Origin of the sequence: Streptomyces sp. NBC_01276 (assembly GCF_041435355.1) — a bacterium.
Taxonomy (GTDB): Bacteria; Actinomycetota; Actinomycetes; order Streptomycetales; family Streptomycetaceae; genus Streptomyces.
Map to the genome: position 1 here is coordinate 7,412,043 of NZ_CP108442.1, position 17,303 is coordinate 7,429,345.

Genomic DNA, 17,303 nt, shown 5'->3' on the forward strand with positions numbered 1-17,303 from the left:
ATCGGGAATGTATCAAGATCCACCGGCAGGGTTGCCGGCATGCCAGCACTCCACACCATCGAGCCGGAAAAGGCGACCGGTGAAGCCGCGACCCTGTTCACCGCCACGCACCAGGCCCTGGGAGTCGTCCCCAACCTGGCCAAGGTGATGGCCAACAACCCAGCCGTGCTGAAGGGATACGTGGACGTCGTTACCGCCCTGAGCGCGGAGGGGACCTTGTCGGCGGGGGTGCGCGAGCGCATCGCGTTGCTGGTGGCGCAGGAGAACCGATCCGACTACTGCCTGTCCGTGCATGCGTTCCGCGGGACCAGAGTGGCCGGGCTGACCTCGGCCGAGGCCACCCGCGCGCGGCGGGGCGAGGCCGACGACCCCTGGGCCGCGGCTGTCCTCGACCTGGCCGCCGTGGTGGTCCGGAACCACGGAGCCGTTTCCGACGCGCAGCTGGCGGCAGCCCGGCACGCCGGCCTCTCCGACGGGCACGTCGTCGAGGTCATCGCCCACGTGGCGCTCGGCGTGTTCACCAACTACCTGGCCACGGCGTCGCGCATCGACATCGACTGGCCGCTCGTGCGCCACACCGACTGGGAGCACGCGAAGACCTGAACGTACGCGATGACACGTCAGGGCCGGACCGCCTGAACCGGCCCGGCGATGACACGTCAAGGCCAGACCGCCCGAACCGGGCCCCAGCCGGCGCCCGAAGGAATGCGAACCATCCCCACCGAGGAGTCCCACATGATCACCGCCGTCCCCCTCACCGAGGTCTCGACCGAAGACGCCACCGCCTGGCACGCGGTCGTGGCGGCCTCGCTCGCCGGCGATCTGCCCGAGGAGCCCCGGCCCACCTTCGAGCAGGTCCACGCCCGACTCACCGTCACCGGGCGCGACAACCGACGACTGCTGTGGCTGGCCACCGCGGCCGACGGCGCGGTGCTCGGTGTGGCCGGGCTGCGGCTGTTCACCTCGCCCGGTCAAAGCCACCTGGCCGAACTGGAGCTGCACGTCGCCCCGGACGGACGGCGCTCGGGAGTGGGCTCGCACCTGCTGGCCACGGCCGTGGAGGCGGCACGGGCCGAGCAGCGTCGCAGCCTGGTGGCAGCCGCACCCGGTGACGGACCGAGCGGCGCCTTCTGCGCCGCGCGCGGCTTCCGGCGCGTACTGGCACTGGACCACCTGCTTCTCGACGTCGCGCACGCCGACGATTCCGGTGCCGACGCCGAGCACCCCGGCTACGAGCTGGCCGGCTGGACCGGCACGGTTCCCGACGGGCTGGCCGGGGCGTTCGCCGCGGCCAAGAACGCGATGAACGACATGCCGACCGGCGACATGGACTACGGCAGCCAGGCCTGGACCGCCGACCGGGTCCGCGCCATGGCCGAAGTGCTGGCCGACCGCGGTGACCTGCTGCTGACGACCGCCGCGCTCCGCGACGGGGAGGTGGCCGGGTACACCGAGATCGTCATCCGGGCCGGGGAGACCCACCGGGCCCTGCAGTACGACACCGTCGTGGTGCACGCTCACCGCGGCCACGGGCTCGGGCTGTGGGTCAAGGCCGAGATGGTGCGCAGGCTCCGCGCCGAGCACCCCGGAATCGGGGAGATCGAGACCGACAACGCACAGGACAACACGCACATGCTCGCCGTGAACCGCCGACTGGGCTTCCGCTTCCACCGCAGCACCCACGAATACCAACTCGACCTGCCCGCCAACTGACCGCTCCCCTCTCCTTCCGACCGCTCCCCGAGGAGAACGTCCGATGAAGAAGTCCGAGACCCCCGACCCGACCGCCGCCGTCCCGGCCGGCACGCTCCGTACCGACGGGACGGCGGTGGCCGCGAAGCTGCTCCCCGACACCGCCCGTGCCGCACCGCCGAGCCGCGAACAGATCTCCGGCATTGCCCACACCGGCCACCCGATAAAATCTCCGCTCGACGACGACTCGGTCAGCCGGCTGCTCGAACGCGGCCTCCCGCGGGGCGACGAGCGGGTGCTCGACCTCGGATGCGGCACGGCGGAATGGCTTCTGCGCGCCCTTGCGGCGCGCCCGCACCTGCACGCCGAGGGCGTCGACGTCTCCGAAGTCGCCCTGACGCAGGCCCGCCGGGCAGCGGGCGGACTCGGGGTCGACGAGCGCTTGGTCCTCCACCACCGGGAGGCCGTGGACTTCGTCTCTGCACAGCCGTTCGACTTGGTGATCAGCGTCGGCGCCACGCATGCCTTCGGTGGTCTTCTCCCCACCCTCGCGGCGGCCCGCAAGCACCTGGCCCCCGGAGGCCGCGTCCTGATCGGTGAGTCGTACTGGGAGCGTGCCCCTTCGCCGGCGGCCGTCGAGATGTTCGGTGACCTCGACGACCTGGCGACCACGGTGGACCGCGTCGTCGCCGACGGATGGACCCCCGTCCACGGCCATGTCAGTACCCGCGGTGAGCTGGACGCCTACGAGTGGGCCTGCTGGGGCTCGCTGGCCTCATGGGCCCTGGACCACCCAGATCATCCGGCCGGCGCACAGGTGCTGGAAACGGCCGCCGCTCAGCGTTCGCAGTGGCTGCACGGGTACCGGGACAGCTTCGGGTTCCTCTGCCTGGTCCTGCGTCGAACATCTGATTGATCGCAAATGACGGTTACGACATGTCACGGCCGGTGGTTCTTCGCCGGTCTCGGTAACGAGTAGCCGCACGATAGGGCTTGGGACGTGCTGGCCTGGCGGTCCGGCTTGGGCGTGGATCAGCAGGCCGTCGCGCGGAAGAGGTCGAGTTCCGTGCTCGGCCTGCTGCGGGTTGGGCGCTTTGCGCTGCGGTCGGAGACCAGGGCGCCGATTGCGGCGATGGCCTCGGGCAGGTCGTCGCGCTCGCCGGTCCAGCGTTGCAGCGACCGCCACTGCTTGACCTCTGCGTTGGCGTGCTCGCCCATGATCCGCCGTTGGGATTGGCAGCGGCGCGCGTGGTCGTAGAAGTTGCGCTCGGACGGCCCGGCGTCCGCCGCTGGTTTCTTCGGCGGGGCGCTGACCTGGCCGGGGAAGTCGCGGGCAAGGCCGGCACAGCCGGAATCGACTTCGGCTTTCACGTTCGGGTGCAGCCGCAGCTGCTCCTCGATGCCCTCAGTGCGTACTGCGGTGGCATCGTGCATCCGGCCCGGGCGGATCGCCCCGAGCCACAGCTCCCGGCCCTGCTCGTCGCAGATCATCGTGGCCTTCGGTGTTCTGCTTCTTCTTGCCCGACACGAACGCCTTACGGCCCGGCCGCCCCGCCTGCGGGCGGCGTACCTGCACCTCGGTGCCGTCGATCCGCAGGCTGATCCCCTCAGCCTGGGCATAGGCGAACACGTCCGCGAGGGTCCTGAGCCTGATCCCGGGCCGATCCGGCACCGCGAAGCCGCGAGCGGCCAGCAGCGGGCGCACCTCGCGACCGCCCGGCCGATCGTGGAGGGCGAGACTCCGAACAGCGCGCCGCGAGCACCCTGTGTGACAGCGCCCAGCGCAATACCACCAAGGTCACCAGCACCCGGTCCACGAAGATCCCGCACAGGGCAGAATCAGAGCAGGCCGCGCGGGCCCAACTTGACTTCACACTCCAGATGATCCCGCGCGGCTCTTCGCCTTCCGGCACCAGGGCGGCTGCCGGAGCCTGACCGCCGATACCCCGATCATTCAGGCCCGGGCCGGTGCACCCATTCCTGGTCGAGGATGCTGAAGACTTCGGAGTCACGCCAGCCGTCCCGGATCCGCGCGGTGTGCCGGTGTCGGCCCTCGTGGGCCATGCCGAGCTTGCCCAGCACCCGGGCCGATGCGACGTTGCGAGGATCGCAGGTCGCATAGATCCGGTGCAGTCCTCTCAGCCCAAACCCTCTGCCGAGAAGTTCCCCGCCGATGGCTGTGCCCACGCCTCGCCCCCACACCCGAGGATGGACGAGGTAGGAGATCTCGCCCTGGCGGTGGGCCAGGCTACGGACCTTCAGCTCGCCGATACCGACGAGTTCACCGTCGAGGCAGGCCGCATACACGAATCTCGTCTGCGGGGACTGCAACCGGGCATCCACCGCGCCTTGGACGAAGTCCCGCGTCTGTTCCTCGGTGTTCGGCCCCCACGCCTGGTATCGGCAAGCCTCCGGCAGGCTGGCGAAGGCATGTACAGCGTGGCAGTCACCGACAACGAGATCGCGCATAGTCACCGAGGTTTTGATCACGAGCCGATCCTGTAGGCCAGGGCCGCCAAATACCAGCACTCAAGTCGCGGGGCTTCTACACGATCAAGATCGCGTCATTATCGTGCGGCTACTCGTAAGGTGCCGAGATCCGGCGCGGCTGCGAGGTGGTCGGGCTGAGCCCGGACGAACGGGGGGTGAGCGTCGAGCTGGGCGACGGCAGCGAGCTGCGTGCGCGCTTCTTCGTCGGCTGTGACGGTGGGCGCAGTGCGGCGCGCACTCACCGCGCTGGCCGTCCCGCTTCGGCGACGCCACCCGGCAGGCCGAGCGCTACTGCGTCGACCGGGTGTTCCTCGCCGGGGACGCGGCGCACATCCACCCGCCGACCGGCGGGCAGGGACTCAACCTCGGCATCCAGGACGCCTTCAACCTCGGCTGGAAACTGGGCGCCGTGGTCGTCGGCCGGGCCCCCGGAAGGACTGCTCGACAGCTACCACGCCGAACGGCACCCGGTCGCCGCCGACGTGCTGGACAACACCCGCGCGCAGATCCAGCTGATGTCGACCGAGCCGGGCCCGCAGTCGGTGCACCGCCTGCTGGCGGAACTGATGGACGTCGAGGAGGTGAACCGCCACCTGATCGAGAAGATCACCGCCATCGGGGTCCGCTACGACTTCGGCGAGGGCCACGAACTGCTCGGCCGACGGATGCGCGACCTGCAACTGAAGCGCGGTCGCCTCTACGAACGGATGCACACCGGCCGAGGTCTTCTGCTCGACCGGACCGGCCGCCTCTCGCTCGCCGGCTGGGAGGACCGGGTCGACCACGTCATCGACGTCGGCGAGGAACTCGACGTGCCCGCCGTACTGCTGAGGCCCGACGGCCACGTGGCATGGGTCGGCGAGGACCAGCGGGAACTCCTCGGGCGCCTGTCCTCGTGGTTCGGCGCCGCAGCCGGCTGAGCGCGCGGATCGGGAGCGGTGGCCGCCGGAAACCTCGTTCAAGAGTGTTCCTCGCAGGCGTGAGGGCAGCCGATCGCACCTGGTCAACGGCGACCTGTGCTACGCGGGTGTGGCCGGTGCGATCGGCGAGGACCGTGTCGCGACCTGGGTCGACTGGTTCATCGGCAACAGCCGCTCGGCGCGGCTGCGCCCCTGGATGCCCTGCGTCGGCAACGGCGAGACCGAGAAGGGCAACGGCCCCCTGGGCCTCACGGGTTACCAGACCTACTTCACGCTGCCGGGCGCGACGACCGCCACCGACCCCGAGACCCGTGGTCTGTGGTACGCCTTCACCGTCGGCGCCGTCCGTTTCATCAGTCTGGCCAACGACGACGTGGCGATCGTGGACACCGGCGACATCTGTCTGCGCGGATACTCCGGCGGCGCACAACGCCGCTGGCTGGAAAGGGAGTTGAAGTCAGCGCGAGCCGCCACCGATATCGACTGGATCGTCCTCGCTGCCGGTCCGCGGCACCCTGCCGAACGATACCCGCACCCCGATTCCGGTCTCCACCACGACCGATGTCGCCGACACCGCCAAGGGCACCGTGCGCATGATCATCGGTGGCGGCCATACGAGCGTGCGCCCGGAGACTCCGGGCGCACGCTTCGGCCCGATGGCGCGGCAAGGCCGGCGTCGGGGTGACGGCGCCGCCCCAGGGGCGGGCGCCCTCAGTCCCGGTGCCCGAGGGCCTCCTTGACCTCCCGCACCACGCGGGCCGCGTCCTCGGGGTTGTGCACCACGTCCGTGTGGTTCATGTCGATGACGAGGACCTCGCTGGCCGAGTAGTGCTTGTGCACCCAGTCGTCGTAGCCCGACCACAGCGTCCGGTAGTAGTCGACGAGGCTCTCGTCCTGTTCGAAATCGCGGCCCCGCAGCCCGATGCGGTGCAGCACCGTCTCGAAGTCGGCCTTGAGGTACACCATGAGATCGGGTGCCTTGCGGTACGGCAGGCCGTCGATCTCGCGCATCATCTCGTTGAGCAGCCCCTCGTACACCCGCATTTCGAGGGAGCTGATCCGGCCCAGGTCGTGGTTGACCTTGGCGAAGTACCAGTCCTCGTAGATGGACCGGTCGAGGACGTTGTCGCCCTGCTTGTACGCCTCCTTGATCGCGGCGAACCGCGTCTGGAGGAAGTAGAGCTGGAGCAGGAAGGGGTACCGGTTCGCCTGGATCTCCTCGGGGCTCGCCGTGTAGAAGAGCGGGAGGATCGGATTGTCTTCGACGCTCTCGTAGAAGACCTCGCTGCCCAGCTCCTTGGCGAGCAGTTCGGCGACACTGGTCTTGCCGATTCCGATCATGCCTCCGACGCAAAGCACCGGCATACCTCACTTCTCCCTGGGGGTCATCTGTCCGTCGGCGGGTGGGCTGGGCGCCGCACGCCGCCGAGACACACTTCGGCGGTCACGCGATGCCCGGGATCTTGGTGATCGGCGTCATGTGGTCCCCGTCCGGACCGGGGCCCTGACGCGGGTGGCTCTCCTCGGCCGGCGGGGTCCGACCGCTCCGCGGCCGCCGCGCGGGGTGACGGGCCACAGCCCTACGGCCGACTTGAATCTTAAATGACGATTCACCGCCGTCGGTCGGGGCGCCGGACGGGCCGCCCCGCGCGGCCCTCGTTTCAGAGGCCGGTGGTCGACGTCCTGGTGACCAGGTCCCATTCATGACGCCGGACGGTGTCGGGGGTGGTGCGTCCGGCGAGGATGTCGCAGAGGAGTTCCGCGCACGCGCGCCCGTACGCGGCCGGGCGGAGGTCCACGGCGGTGAGGGGCGGGTTGACGTTGCGCGGCGCGGGTCCGTCGACGCAGGACGCGACCAGGAGGTCGGCCCCCACACCGCGGCCGAGGGCTGACGCGGCCCGCAGGACTCCGGGGGCCGCGCCGTCGGGGGCGCAGATGACGGCGTCGATCGAGGGGTCGGTGCGGAGGAGGTCGAGGGTGGCCGCCTCGGTGTCGGTGGGGGTGGCGGCGAACGGCACGGTGTGAAGGACGACTTCGGTGCCGTGTGCGGTACCCCACGAGGCGGCGGTCGCCCGTAGCGCTTCGGCCCAGGCGGACGTGCCTCCGGGGGCCAGGAGGGTCGGGCGGCGGGCGCCGCGGTCGCGCACGTGGTCGAGGAGGGCGGTGAGGGAGGCGGCGTTGTCGCAGACGACGGCGCCGGTGGGAGTGGGGGAGGGGCCCAGGTAGCGCTCGCCGGTGACGACGGGGACACCCGCTTCGAGCAGCCCCGGGACGGCGGTGTCGTCGCTCTCGGGGTCGATGACGAGCAGGCCGTCGACGCGCGAGGCCAGGCGGCCGGCGCCGCCGCCGGCCGGGGCCAGCAGGACGGTGTCGAGGCCCTCCTCCTGGGCGCGCTCGACGGCTCCGAAGGCCAGGGTCATGTAGTAGTCGAGCCGGGTCGCGGTCCTGGGCAGGTGGAGGCCGATGGCCCCGGTGCCGGCGCGGCGCAGTCGCTGGGCGGCGCTGTTGGGGCGGTATCCCAGTGCGTCGGCGACCGCGCGGACCCGGTCCCGGGTGGTTTCCGCGACCCGGCCGGAGCCTTGGAGGGCGTCGGAGACCGTGCTCTTGGAGACGCCCGCGGCGCGGGCGACGTCGAGCAGCGTCACGGTGCGGGGGGTCGGGGTGATCACGTTTCCGCATTCTAGACGTTCGGGTCCGGCCTTGCCGGAACGTTCCGGCAGGGTCTACATTCATGGCACGCCGTATGCCGGAACGTTCCGGTAAGGCATGTCCGGCCCGCCCGCTGTGCCGCGCTGCGGCCCGACCCGATCCGACCTGATCCGACCCGTCGGCGAACCTGTCGCCGAAGCCCCTGACGGGGCTCTTTTTCGCACCAGAGGACTGACTGGAATTTCAGTCAGCAATCCGTTGCCCCTCGATTCGAAAGCAGTCCGCTCGTGAACGCGTTCGCACTCCTGACCTCCTACGGATCCCCGCTCGGTTCCCCCGGCCGCACCCGGCCCGCCGAACGCGAGCGGCTGCGCGTCGGCCTCGTCCAGATGCGCTGGCACGCCGACCCGGCGCGGCACGACGACCACCTGAGGGAGGGCGTACGCCTGGCCGCCGCCCAGGGCGCCTCGGTCGTGTGCCTGCCGGAGCTGACGCGCAGCCCGTACTTCTGCAACACGGACGACCCGATGGCCGACGGCGCCGCCCGCCACCTCGAAGACGTCGAGACCGGCCCCACCACCGGCCTCGCGACCGAACTGGCCACCGGGCTGGGCATCACCGTCCACGCTTCCCTGTACGAGCGCGCCGAGGACGGCGGGCTGGGCTACAACACCGCCGTCTGCGTCGGCCCCGACGGGAAGCTGATCGCGCGGACCCGCAAGAACCACATCCCCGCGTTCCCCGGCTACCGCGAGGACCTCTGCTTCCGCCCCGGTGACGGCGGCTTCCCCGTCATCGAGCACGAGGGGGCCCGCTTCGGGTTCCCGACCTGCTGGGACGAGTGGTTCCCCGAGCTGGCCCGCGCCTACTCCCTGGCCGGCGCCGAGATCCTCGTCCACCCGACCGCGATCGGCTCCGAGGTGGACCTCCCGGACTTCGACACCCGGCCCATGTGGGAGCACGCCATCAGCGCCAACGGCCTCGCCAACGCCCTGTTCATGATCGTGCCCAACCGGATCGGGACCGAGGGCCGGTCGACCTTCTACGGCTCCTCGTTCATCTCCGACCCGTACGGCCGGATCGTGCTGCGCGCCCCGCGGGACCGCGAGGCCGTCCTCGTCGCCGACCTCGACCTGGACCAGCGCCGCGACTGGCTGGAGTTCGGCCTCATGCGCACCCGGCGCCCCGAGCTGTACGGGGCGCTCACGGAACGGCTCGACGCCACGGCCGTCTAGCGCGGTGGGAGAGTGCTCGGCCCGGCCGGCGGGGCGGGCAGCGGCGTCAGGGAGGCGTACTCCAGCGGTGCGGACGGGTCGACGGACACGTTCAGCGGCGCCGGCTCCGCCCCGGAGCGGACCAGGAGATCGCCGACGGCCGCGATCATGGCGCCGTTGTCCGTGCACAGGGTCAGGGGAGGAACGTGCAGTTCGATGCCGGCCGAGGCGCACCGCCGTTCCGCCAGGGCCCTGACCCGCGAGTTCGCGGCGACGCCGCCGACCACGACCAGCGTCTTCACGTCGTACGCGCGGCAGGCCGCGAGGGCCTTGCGGGTCAGCACGTCCGCGACCGCCTCCTGCAGCGCGGCGGCTCCGTCGGCGACCGGCGGCTCCTCCCCGCGCCGGCGGTGGCTCTCGGCCCAGCGGGCCGCGGCCGTCTTCAGGCCGGAGAAGGAGAACGCGTGCGGGTCGTCCCCGGGCCGGGTCAGCGGGCGCGGGAAGGCCACAGCCCTCGGGTCGCCGTCGCGGGCGGCCCGGTCGATGGCCGGCCCGCCCGGATACGGCAGGCCCAGGATCCGGGCGACCTTGTCGAAGCACTCGCCGGCCGCGTCGTCGAGGGTGTCCCCGAGATGCAGGATCGGCTCGCGTACGAGGTCCCGCACGAGCAGCAGCGAGGTGTGGCCGCCGGAGACGATCAGCACCACGCACGGGTCGGGCATCGGGCCGTGCTCCAGGGTGTCGGCGGCGACGTGTCCCGCCAGGTGATGGACGCCGTACAGCGGCACCCCGGCCGCGTACGCCAGCGCCTTCGCCCCGGCCAGCCCCACCTGCAGCGCGCCCGACAGCCCGGGTCCCGTGGTGACGGCCACCGCGTCGATCTGGCCCATCCGCAGTCCGGCCCGGTCGAGGGCCTGCCGGACGACCGGGCCGAAGGAGTGCAGGTGCGCGCGGGCGGCGATCTCGGGCACGACGCCACCGAAGCGGACGTGCTCGTCCATGCTCGACGCCACCACGTGCGCGAGCAGTTCGCCGTCACGCACGATCCCCGCGCCCGTCTCGTCACACGACGACTCGATCCCGAGCACCACCGGAGAGCCCACCACAGAACCCCTCTTCTTGCAATTAGCGAGTTATTGCATAGAGCTTGCAAGAAGAATAGGGCATGGGCCGCCGGCGGCAGCGGAGACGTTTCCGCTGGTCAAGGCCCGACCCTCCCTGAGCGTGGGGTCGGGCCGGGTCGGACACCCGTCGGGTGTCCGACCCGGCCCTGCCGGATCAGGATTCCTCGGTCGCGAGATCCGCGCGGATCCGGCGCGCGGCCGCGACGAGGTTCTCCAGGGAGGCACGGGTTTCGGGCCAGCCGCGGGTCTTCAGGCCGCAGTCGGGGTTGACCCAGAGCCGTTCGGCCGGGATGGCCGCGAGTCCCTTGCGGAGCAGCGCGGCCGCCTCCTCGGCGCCGGGAACGCGCGGGGAGTGGATGTCCCAGACGCCGGGACCGGCCTCGCGGGGGTAGCCGTGCCCGGCCAGCTCGTCGGCGACCCGCATGTGGGAACGGGCGGCCTCCAGGCTGATGACGTCGGCGTCGAGGTCGTCGATGGCCCGGACGATGTCACCGAACTCCGCGTAGCACATGTGCGTGTGGATCTGGGTGTCCGGCCGGACACCGCTGGTCGTGAGCCGGAAGGACTCGGTGGCCCAGTCGAGGTACTCCGCGTGGTCGGCGGCCCGCAGCGGGAGGGTCTCGCGCAGGGCCGGCTCGTCGACCTGGATGACCGAAGTGCCCGCCGCCTCCAGGTCGCCCACCTCGTCCCGCAGGGCGAGTGCCACCTGGCGGGCGGTGTCCCCGAGGGGCTGGTCGTCGCGTACGAAGGACCAGGCGAGCATGGTGACCGGGCCGGTCAGCATGCCCTTGACCGGCTTGGCCGTCTGCGACTGGGCGTACGAGGTCCAGCGCACGGTCATCGGCTCGGGGCGGGAGACGTCCCCGGCCAGGACCGGCGGGCGGACGTAGCGGGTGCCGTAGGACTGCACCCAGCCGTACCGGGTGGCGACGTAGCCGGTGAGCTGCTCCGCGAAGTACTGGACCATGTCATTGCGTTCGGGTTCGCCGTGCACCAGGACGTCGATCCCGGCCTTCTCCTGGAAGGAGAGGACCTCGCGGATCTCGTCCTTGATCCGTTCCTCGTAGCCGGCCGTGTCGATCCGGCCGGCCCGCAGGTCGGCGCGGGCGAGGCGCAGCTCGTCGGTCTGCGGGAACGAGCCGATGGTGGTCGTCGGCAGGAGCGGCAGGCCCAGGTGGGCGCGCTGGGCGGCGGTGCGCCGCGCGTAGGGCTGCGCCCGGCGCGCGTCGGCTTCGCCGATCGCGGCGGTCCGGGCCCGGACCGCGGGGTCATGGGTGAGGGCGGAGCCCGCGCGGGAAGCCAGGTCGGCCCGGTTCGCGGCGAGTTCGGCGGCGATCGTGCCGGTGCCCTGGGCGAGGCCGCGGGCGAGGGTGGTGATCTCGGTGGTCTTCTGGCGGGCGACGGCGAGCCAGCGACGGATCTGCGGGTCGATGTCACGCTCGGCCGCGGCGTCCAGCGGGACGTGGAGGAGGGAACAGGAGGCGGCGACGTCGACCCGGTCGGCGAGGCCGAGCAGGGTTCCGAGGGTGGCCAGGGACTTCCGGTAGTCGTTGATCCAGATGTTGCGGCCGTTGACCACGCCCGCGACGAGCCGCTTGCCGGGCAGCCCGCCTACGGCCGCGAGGTCGGCGAGGTTCGCGGCGCCGGCGTCGGTGAAGTCCAGCGCCAGCCCCTCGACGGGGGCGGCGGCGAGCACCCGGAGGGCGCTGCCGAGCCGGCCGAAGTACGAGGCGACCAGCAGCTTCGGACGGTCGGTGGCCGCCCCCAGCTCGCGGTAGGCGCGGGCGGCGGCGTCCAGGTCGGCCGGGGTGCGGTCCTGGACCAGGGCCGGTTCGTCCAGCTGGACCCACTCGGCGCCGGCGGCGCGCAGATCGGCGAGGACCCGGGCGTAGACGGGCAGCAGCCGGTCGAGGAGGGTGATCGGCCGGAAGCCGGCGGCCACGCCCGGGGCGGGCTTGGCCAGCAGGAGGTAGGTGAGGGGTCCGACGAGGACGGGGCGGGCCGTGTGCCCGAGCGCGAGGGCCTCCTTCAGCTCGGCGACCTGCTTCGTGGAGTCGGCCGTGAAGACGGTGTCGGGGCCGAGTTCGGGGACCAGGTAGTGGTAGTTCGTGTCGAACCACTTGGTCATCTCCAGCGGGGCGACGTCCTGGGTGCCGCGGGCCATCGCGAAGTAGCCGTCGAGGGCGTCTTCGGCGACCGCCGCGCGGTGCCGACCGGGGACGGCGCCGACCATGACGCTGGTGTCCAGGACGTGGTCGTAGTACGAGAAGTCGCCGGTCGGCACCTCGGTGATGCCCGCATCGGCCAGCTGCCGCCAGTTGGAGCGGCGGAGGCCGGCGGCGGTCCGCCGGAGGGCGTCGGCGGTGACGCGGCCCTTCCAGTAACCCTCGACGGCCTTCTTCAGTTCGCGGTTCCGACCCTGACGGGGGTAGCCGTACACAGTGGCTCGTGCTGCCGCGGCCGCGGGCTTCGCTGTCACGGAACTCTCCTTCGCGAGATGTGTCCTGGACGTCCCGGTGAGGGGACGCGGACGCGAAGGAACGGCAGAACGCGCGGACCACGGCGCGGGGATGCACCGCGCGTGCCGCTCGTCGTGTACGCCGACCCGCCCACGAGGTCACCGGGATCTCCGCACGGGAATCGTCCGCGTACGGGCAACGGGCAGGTCTTCGGACTCGCGGGCACGCCTGCCGGTCTCCCGGCGGGCCCCTACTGGCCGTCGCTTCCCAGGACCGTTGTCCGGTCCCAGTGCGTATGACGGCGGTCGTTCCCGCTCACCGCTGCGGGGCAGTCCCGGATTCCCACCGGGTTCCCTCTTACGACGCATCCCGCCTGGCGGACGGGGCGAACCAGCTGCACCGGCCACCCTAGGGCGGAAGATCGCCCAGCGGCGAGCCCCGTCCATCATCCGGACGGCGAAACGGGACGGGACGCGGGCCGCAAGCCCTCCGGCCGCATGAGACATGCCGCTTTCGGCGGAATGCCCGGTGACGTGCCGTCGGCGGGCCATCCTGTGGGCTGTTGCACGGTCGTGTCAGGAGTCCGTGGGTGTACCGATCGCGTGAGCGGCTTGATGACCGGATCCGGCGCGAGCGCCGGGCGGGCCCCGGGGGCGCGGGACGGGCACCGGCTCGCAACCATGCCGCCGCGGTGGAGCACGGCGCCCCGTGCGGTGAGCGGGAGCGGACGTCCGCGTCCCGGTCCACCGGGCGATCGTGATGGCGGGCGGCAGGGAGGGGGAGCGGGCGAAGCGGGCGCCCAAACCCGACCCGTTGCTGCGCCTGGAAGCCGAGCTGGGCCGGATCGAAGAGCGGCTGCGGGCCCTGGCCGCGGCCAGGGCCCGGATCGAGGGCCTGCTGGGTGCGGTGGTGGCCATCACCCGGGAGGTGGAACTGCCGGCGGTGCTGAACCGCATCGTGACCACCGCCATGGAGCTGGTCGGCGCCCGCTTCGGGGCACTCGGCGTACTGGACGACTCCGGAGAGCGTCTGGCGCAGTTCATCGCCGTCGGCCTCTCCGAGGAGGAACGCGCGGCCCTGGCCGACGTGGGGTTTCCCGGCGGTCTGGGCGTACTCGGATACCTGATCCGCCACCCCGAACCGCTGCGGGTCGACGACATCTCCGCCCATCCGTCCTCGGTCGGGTTCCCGCCCGGCCACCCACGGATGAGCACCCTCCTCGGCGTCGCCATCAGCGTCCGCGGCGAGACCTACGGAGACCTCTACCTCTCCGAGCGGGGTGACGGGCGCGCCTTCGACGTCCACGACGAGAACATCGTCGTCGCCCTCGCCAGCGCCGCCGGCATCGCGATCGACAACGTCCGCCTCCTCGAACAGGTCCGGGCCTCCTCCGAACAGTTCCAGCGGCTCTTGCTGCCGACGCTGCCCGACCTGGGACCCTTCGCCGCCGCCGCCATCTACCGGCCCGCCGCCGAACCCAACGCCCTCGGCGGGGACTGGTACGACGCCATCCCCCTGCCCGACGGCGCGGTGGCGCTCGTCATCGGCGACGTGGTCGGCCACGATCTGCAGGCGGCCGCTGCCATGGCCGCCATCCGCAACATGCTGCGCTCCCTGCTGTTCGAACTGGGCGGTCCGCCCAGCGCGGTCCTCACCCAGCTCGACCGGACCCTGCAGGCCATCACCGACACCCCGGTCACCACCACCGGGCTGGCGCGCATCGAACCCGCGGGGGGCGGCTGGCGGATGCTCTGGAGCACCGCGGGCCACGTCCCCCCACTGCTGATCACTCCCGGTGGCCCGCCGTACTACCTGTTCGCCGAACCCGGACTCCCACTGAACGTCGACAGCGAGCAGCACCGCCCGGACCGCACCCACCCGCTGCCCCCCGGCACCACGGTGGTCCTGTTCACCGACGGCCTCGTCGAACACCCCGACCACCCCATCGACGAGAGCCTGGACGCACTGGCCGAGCTGGCCGCCGTGCACGCCTCCCTGCCCCTGGAGGCCTTCGTGCGGGCCCTGGCGGAGGGGCATCCGAGTGACGGGCACGACGACATGGCCGTACTCGCCCTGCGCATCCCGGGCTGAAGCCGCCGGCAGGCATCGGGGACACGTGTGAGCGGCGGCGTGGCGGAGCCCGCAGGGGTGCAAGATGGACAGACCAGCGAGGGACGAGAGCAGGGACAGATCTCCCGATGACCGACGCGTGGCGGCACAGGCTCAGGAGCGCCGGCGCGACGGCCCTGAAGAGCGGTGCCGTCGCCGCGCTGTACTACGCCGGGGGTGAGCTCGGGCTGCTCCAGCAGCTCGTACGCGGTCAGGTGTCACCGCTGTGGCCCCCGACCGGCATCGCCCTGGCCGGGCTGCTCCTGTTCGGCCCCCGGATCTGGCCGGGCATCGCGCTCGGAGCGTTCCTGGTCAACATCTCGCCCGGGCCGTCGCTCGCCGTCGTCCTCGCCATCACGGCGGGTAACACCCTCGGCTCCCTGTCCTCCTACGCGCTCCTTCGCCTCGTCGGCTTCCGCACCCGGATGAACCGGTTGCGGGACGCGCTCGCACTGGTCTTCCTCGGCGCGTTCGCCGGCATGCTCGTCAGCGCGACCGTGGGCATCGGTACCCTGCACCTGGCCGGCGCTCTGCCCGTCGGCGGGTTCTGGCCCTCGTGGTGGGTCTGGTGGACCGGCGACGCGATGGGCGTCCTGCTGGTCACACCGGTCCTGCTCGTCCTCAGCTCCGCGCGCCGGCCGAGGGGCGTGCCGGCACCGCGGTGGGCGGAGGCATCGCTGCTCGTGGCCGCCACGATCGCCGTCGGCCTCCTCGAAGCCTCCCCCACACCTCTGATCTTCCTCGCCTTCCCCCTGCTGACCTGGGCGGCCTTCCGCTTCCAGCTCGCCGGAGCCGCACCCTGTGCGCTGGCCGCATCCGTCTTCGCGATCTACGCCGCCACGCATGGGACGGGCCCCTTCGCGGGCCAGACCCTGCTCACCGCCATGGTCTCGCTGCAGGCGTTCAACGGTGCCGCCGCGCTGACCGCGCTGCTGCTCTCGGCGGCCGTCACCGAGCGGAACCAGACCCTGGAAAGGGTCGAACGGGCTTGCGGGCGACTGGCCGAGATGGTCGCGAGGACCGCGCCGGACACCGACAGCCTGCCCACGGTCGCCCGCGAGCGCGCCCGCGAGCGCGAGGAGGAGGGGGACGGCGGACGGTGACGCCTGCCGCACGCACCGCTCGACGCCGCGGCGCCGGAAGACCCAGAGCCCTGCCGCCCCGGACATCCGGGGCGGCAGGGCTCTGGGGTGGGTGCGTACGGTACGTCGATCAGCCGAGGGCCGACGCCGGCTGCGGCGCCGTGGTCCCGGCACCGGCGGGATCGGTGCGGTGGGACAGGAGCCTCTGGGCGAGGACGCCGAAGACGATCCCGAACACGAGCCACATCACGACCTGGACGGTCACCGACGCGACCCGGAACTCCCACAGCAGGGCCGCGGGGAACTCGGGCTTCACGGCGTCGGTGTTGTCCGGGAGCACCAGGAAGGCCAGCGCCGTGGCGACGACGAAGCCGCCGCCCGCCGCCAGCGTCGCGTTCCAGTTGCCCAGGCGCGGTGCCAGCCGCCGCCCCAGGATGATCGCGCCCACGCCGAGCAGGACGCTGAGCAGGATCATCAGGAAGAACAGCGTGGTGCGCTGCCCGATGGTGTCCGGGTTGCCGACGGCCGGAGGGCTGGCCGGGTACTTCAGGAACGGCACGAGGTAGACCAGTGTGAAGGCGCCCGCGGCAGTGAGCGCGGCCGTTGCCCGGGGGCTGAAGCGCCCGACGCGGTTGAGGGCGAAGGAGAAGGCGAGGGAGGCGATGCCGCCGAGCGCGACCCCGTAGACCAGCACACCGGTGGCGAGACCGACGGTGGACTGCACGGGCCGGCTGACGAGTTCTTCCTCTTCCCCGGCAGCGGCCGGGGCATCGTCGCCGCCGCCGTGACCGGCGTGACCGGCCGCGGGGGCGGCTTCCTTGGCGGCCGTGGCCTCTTCGACGGCGATGGAGCCGCGGACCGGGGGCTCACCGACCACGTAGGCGACGGCGAAGGCGAACAGCCCGGCGATCAGGCCCGCGAGCATGCCGCGGACCAGCAGACCTCTGACAGTGGAGGCGTACATGGTGCGAATGCCTCTCAGTGGCAGGGGAAGCCGAGCAGGTGGCGGCCGTCGTGCACCCACTCGTGCACGCCCTCGCCGGAGAACACGGCGGTGGCACCCTGCTCCGCGCCGACGAAGTACAGGGCCACGAGCATCAGGAGACCGACGAACAGCGCCCAGGGCAGCACGGCCTTGACGGGCAGCGGAGCCGACGGGGAGAGGGCGGGGGCGGGTATGGCAGCGGAAGCGACGGCCTCGGCCATGGTGGAACCTCCTCGGGGAACAACGCGTCCCATGTGGTGGTGCGGAACGACGGTCCGAGGGTCTGACTCGCCGCGGCCGGCACCCCCCGGGGGGAGTGCGGACGCAGCACACAGTGGCGCGACCATGCCGGATTCACACCGGACTTCCGTCTCGCCGTCGTCGCTATGTGCAGATGTCGGCGTGACGCTACCGCCTGCGGCCGGTCCGGCCAAGGGGATGAGTTCCTGATCACAGGGATGACCGGCGCGAGCGACGGCGCGGCGCCCCACCCGGCGTCCGGGCGAGGTCAGGGCGTCGACGGCCCGGCCCAGGTCCGCGCAGGGCATCACGATCATGTGGTTCTCGGCCCCGCCGGAG

The 17,303-nt window shown here is 71.9% G+C and carries 15 protein-coding genes, 1 pseudogene and 1 riboswitch; of the genes and pseudogenes, 8 read left to right on the forward strand and 8 right to left on the reverse strand.

Translation table 11 applies throughout. The features are described from left to right. The first annotated feature begins 39 nt into the window (after window positions 1–39). The 3 genes from OG295_RS33320 to OG295_RS33330 all read left to right on the forward strand — a co-directional run bounded on the left by OG295_RS33320 (window position 40) and on the right by OG295_RS33330 (window position 2,608). A complete protein-coding gene (locus tag OG295_RS33320; protein WP_371680346.1) occupies window positions 40–603 on the forward strand; it encodes a carboxymuconolactone decarboxylase family protein in 564 nt (187 codons plus the stop codon). A gap of 132 nt (window positions 604–735) precedes the next feature. Beyond that, on the forward strand, window positions 736–1,713 hold the full coding sequence (locus tag OG295_RS33325; protein ID WP_371680347.1) for an N-acetyltransferase family protein: 978 nt from the start codon (window positions 736–738) through the stop codon (window positions 1,711–1,713). A gap of 43 nt (window positions 1,714–1,756) precedes the next feature. Beyond that, window positions 1,757–2,608: a cyclopropane-fatty-acyl-phospholipid synthase family protein gene (locus OG295_RS33330; protein WP_371680348.1), complete on the forward strand. Its 852-nt coding sequence runs from the start codon at window positions 1,757–1,759 to the stop codon at window positions 2,606–2,608. Window positions 2,609–2,724: 116 nt separating this feature from the next. On the opposite strand, the gene OG295_RS33335 is transcribed toward OG295_RS33330, so the two are convergent. Continuing rightward, window positions 2,725–3,183 (reverse strand): transposase family protein, encoded by a 459-nt coding sequence (locus OG295_RS33335; protein ID WP_371680349.1) that lies wholly within the window; start codon window positions 3,181–3,183, stop codon window positions 2,725–2,727. 459 nt (window positions 3,184–3,642) lie between these two features. Beyond that, the gene (locus OG295_RS33340; protein ID WP_371680350.1) at window positions 3,643–4,182 is read right to left on the reverse strand and encodes a GNAT family N-acetyltransferase; all 540 of its coding nucleotides are present in this window, start codon (window positions 4,180–4,182) and stop codon (window positions 3,643–3,645) included. 98 nt (window positions 4,183–4,280) lie between these two features. Between OG295_RS33340 and OG295_RS33345 the strand changes: the two are divergent. Then, window positions 4,281–5,102, forward strand: a pseudogene (locus OG295_RS33345) (FAD-dependent monooxygenase); the annotation flags it as partial. Between the two features lie 109 nt (window positions 5,103–5,211). Continuing rightward, window positions 5,212–5,787, forward strand: a complete 576-nt coding sequence (locus OG295_RS33350) for a hypothetical protein (RefSeq protein WP_371680352.1) — start codon at window positions 5,212–5,214, stop codon at window positions 5,785–5,787. A gap of 26 nt (window positions 5,788–5,813) precedes the next feature. Here the strand turns inward: OG295_RS33350 and OG295_RS33355 are convergent, their stop codons facing one another. Both OG295_RS33355 and OG295_RS33360 read right to left on the reverse strand, forming a co-directional pair. Next, the gene (locus OG295_RS33355) at window positions 5,814–6,467 is read right to left on the reverse strand and encodes a deoxynucleoside kinase (protein WP_371680353.1); all 654 of its coding nucleotides are present in this window, start codon (window positions 6,465–6,467) and stop codon (window positions 5,814–5,816) included. A 296-nt stretch (window positions 6,468–6,763) separates the two neighbouring features. After that, a complete protein-coding gene (locus OG295_RS33360) occupies window positions 6,764–7,771 on the reverse strand; it encodes a LacI family DNA-binding transcriptional regulator (RefSeq protein ID WP_371680354.1) in 1,008 nt (335 codons plus the stop codon). A gap of 267 nt (window positions 7,772–8,038) precedes the next feature. Here OG295_RS33360 and OG295_RS33365 point away from each other — a divergent pair, with 267 nt between their 5' ends. Beyond that, window positions 8,039–8,986 carry a nitrilase-related carbon-nitrogen hydrolase gene (locus OG295_RS33365; protein ID WP_371680355.1) on the forward strand — a complete coding sequence of 316 codons (948 nt, stop codon included), beginning with the start codon at window positions 8,039–8,041 and terminating at the stop codon, window positions 8,984–8,986. Here the strand turns inward: OG295_RS33365 and tsaD are convergent. Together tsaD and metE are read right to left on the reverse strand one after the other, a co-directional pair. Further along, window positions 8,983–10,068, reverse strand: coding sequence for a tRNA (adenosine(37)-N6)-threonylcarbamoyltransferase complex transferase subunit TsaD (gene tsaD / locus OG295_RS33370; RefSeq protein WP_371681379.1), 1,086 nt, complete (start codon window positions 10,066–10,068; stop codon window positions 8,983–8,985). The two genes, OG295_RS33365 and tsaD, sit on opposite strands and share 4 nt — an antisense overlap. Window positions 10,069–10,243: 175 nt before the next feature. Then, a complete protein-coding gene (gene metE, locus OG295_RS33375; protein WP_371680356.1) occupies window positions 10,244–12,568 on the reverse strand; it encodes a 5-methyltetrahydropteroyltriglutamate--homocysteine S-methyltransferase in 2,325 nt (774 codons plus the stop codon). 163 nt (window positions 12,569–12,731) lie between these two features. Continuing rightward, window positions 12,732–12,958, reverse strand: a riboswitch (cobalamin riboswitch). Between the two features lie 349 nt (window positions 12,959–13,307). On the opposite strand from metE, the gene OG295_RS33380 reads away from it, so the two are divergent. Together OG295_RS33380 and OG295_RS33385 are read left to right on the forward strand one after the other, a co-directional pair. Beyond that, window positions 13,308–14,639 (forward strand): PP2C family protein-serine/threonine phosphatase, encoded by a 1,332-nt coding sequence (locus tag OG295_RS33380; protein ID WP_371680357.1) that lies wholly within the window; start codon window positions 13,308–13,310, stop codon window positions 14,637–14,639. A 107-nt stretch (window positions 14,640–14,746) separates the two neighbouring features. Next, window positions 14,747–15,760, forward strand: coding sequence for an MASE1 domain-containing protein (locus OG295_RS33385; protein ID WP_371680358.1), 1,014 nt, complete (start codon window positions 14,747–14,749; stop codon window positions 15,758–15,760). Between the two features lie 109 nt (window positions 15,761–15,869). Here the strand turns inward: OG295_RS33385 and OG295_RS33390 are convergent, their stop codons facing one another. Then, a complete protein-coding gene (locus tag OG295_RS33390; RefSeq protein WP_371680359.1) occupies window positions 15,870–16,703 on the reverse strand; it encodes a CbtA family protein in 834 nt (277 codons plus the stop codon). Between the two features lie 14 nt (window positions 16,704–16,717). Then, on the reverse strand, window positions 16,718–16,945 hold the full coding sequence (locus tag OG295_RS33395; RefSeq protein WP_371680360.1) for a CbtB-domain containing protein: 228 nt from the start codon (window positions 16,943–16,945) through the stop codon (window positions 16,718–16,720). Window positions 16,946–17,303: the final 358 nt, after the last annotated feature.

Excerpts from the sequence above, each read along its gene's own strand:
- OG295_RS33320 (WP_371680346.1), top strand. The coding sequence starts at position 40 with ATGCCAGCACTCCACACCATCGAGCCGGAAAAGGCGACCGGTGAAGCC.
- OG295_RS33325 (WP_371680347.1), top strand. The coding sequence starts at position 736 with ATGATCACCGCCGTCCCCCTCACCGAGGTCTCGACCGAAGACGCCACC.
- OG295_RS33330 (WP_371680348.1), top strand. The coding sequence starts at position 1,757 with ATGAAGAAGTCCGAGACCCCCGACCCGACCGCCGCCGTCCCGGCCGGC.
- OG295_RS33335 (WP_371680349.1), bottom strand. The coding sequence starts at position 3,183 with ATGATCTGCGACGAGCAGGGCCGGGAGCTGTGGCTCGGGGCGATCCGC.
- OG295_RS33355 (WP_371680353.1), bottom strand. The coding sequence starts at position 6,467 with ATGCCGGTGCTTTGCGTCGGAGGCATGATCGGAATCGGCAAGACCAGT.
- OG295_RS33380 (WP_371680357.1), top strand. The coding sequence starts at position 13,308 with ATGGCGGGCGGCAGGGAGGGGGAGCGGGCGAAGCGGGCGCCCAAACCC.
- OG295_RS33385 (WP_371680358.1), top strand. The coding sequence starts at position 14,747 with ATGACCGACGCGTGGCGGCACAGGCTCAGGAGCGCCGGCGCGACGGCC.
- OG295_RS33390 (WP_371680359.1), bottom strand. The coding sequence starts at position 16,703 with ATGTACGCCTCCACTGTCAGAGGTCTGCTGGTCCGCGGCATGCTCGCG.
- OG295_RS33395 (WP_371680360.1), bottom strand. The coding sequence starts at position 16,945 with ATGGCCGAGGCCGTCGCTTCCGCTGCCATACCCGCCCCCGCCCTCTCC.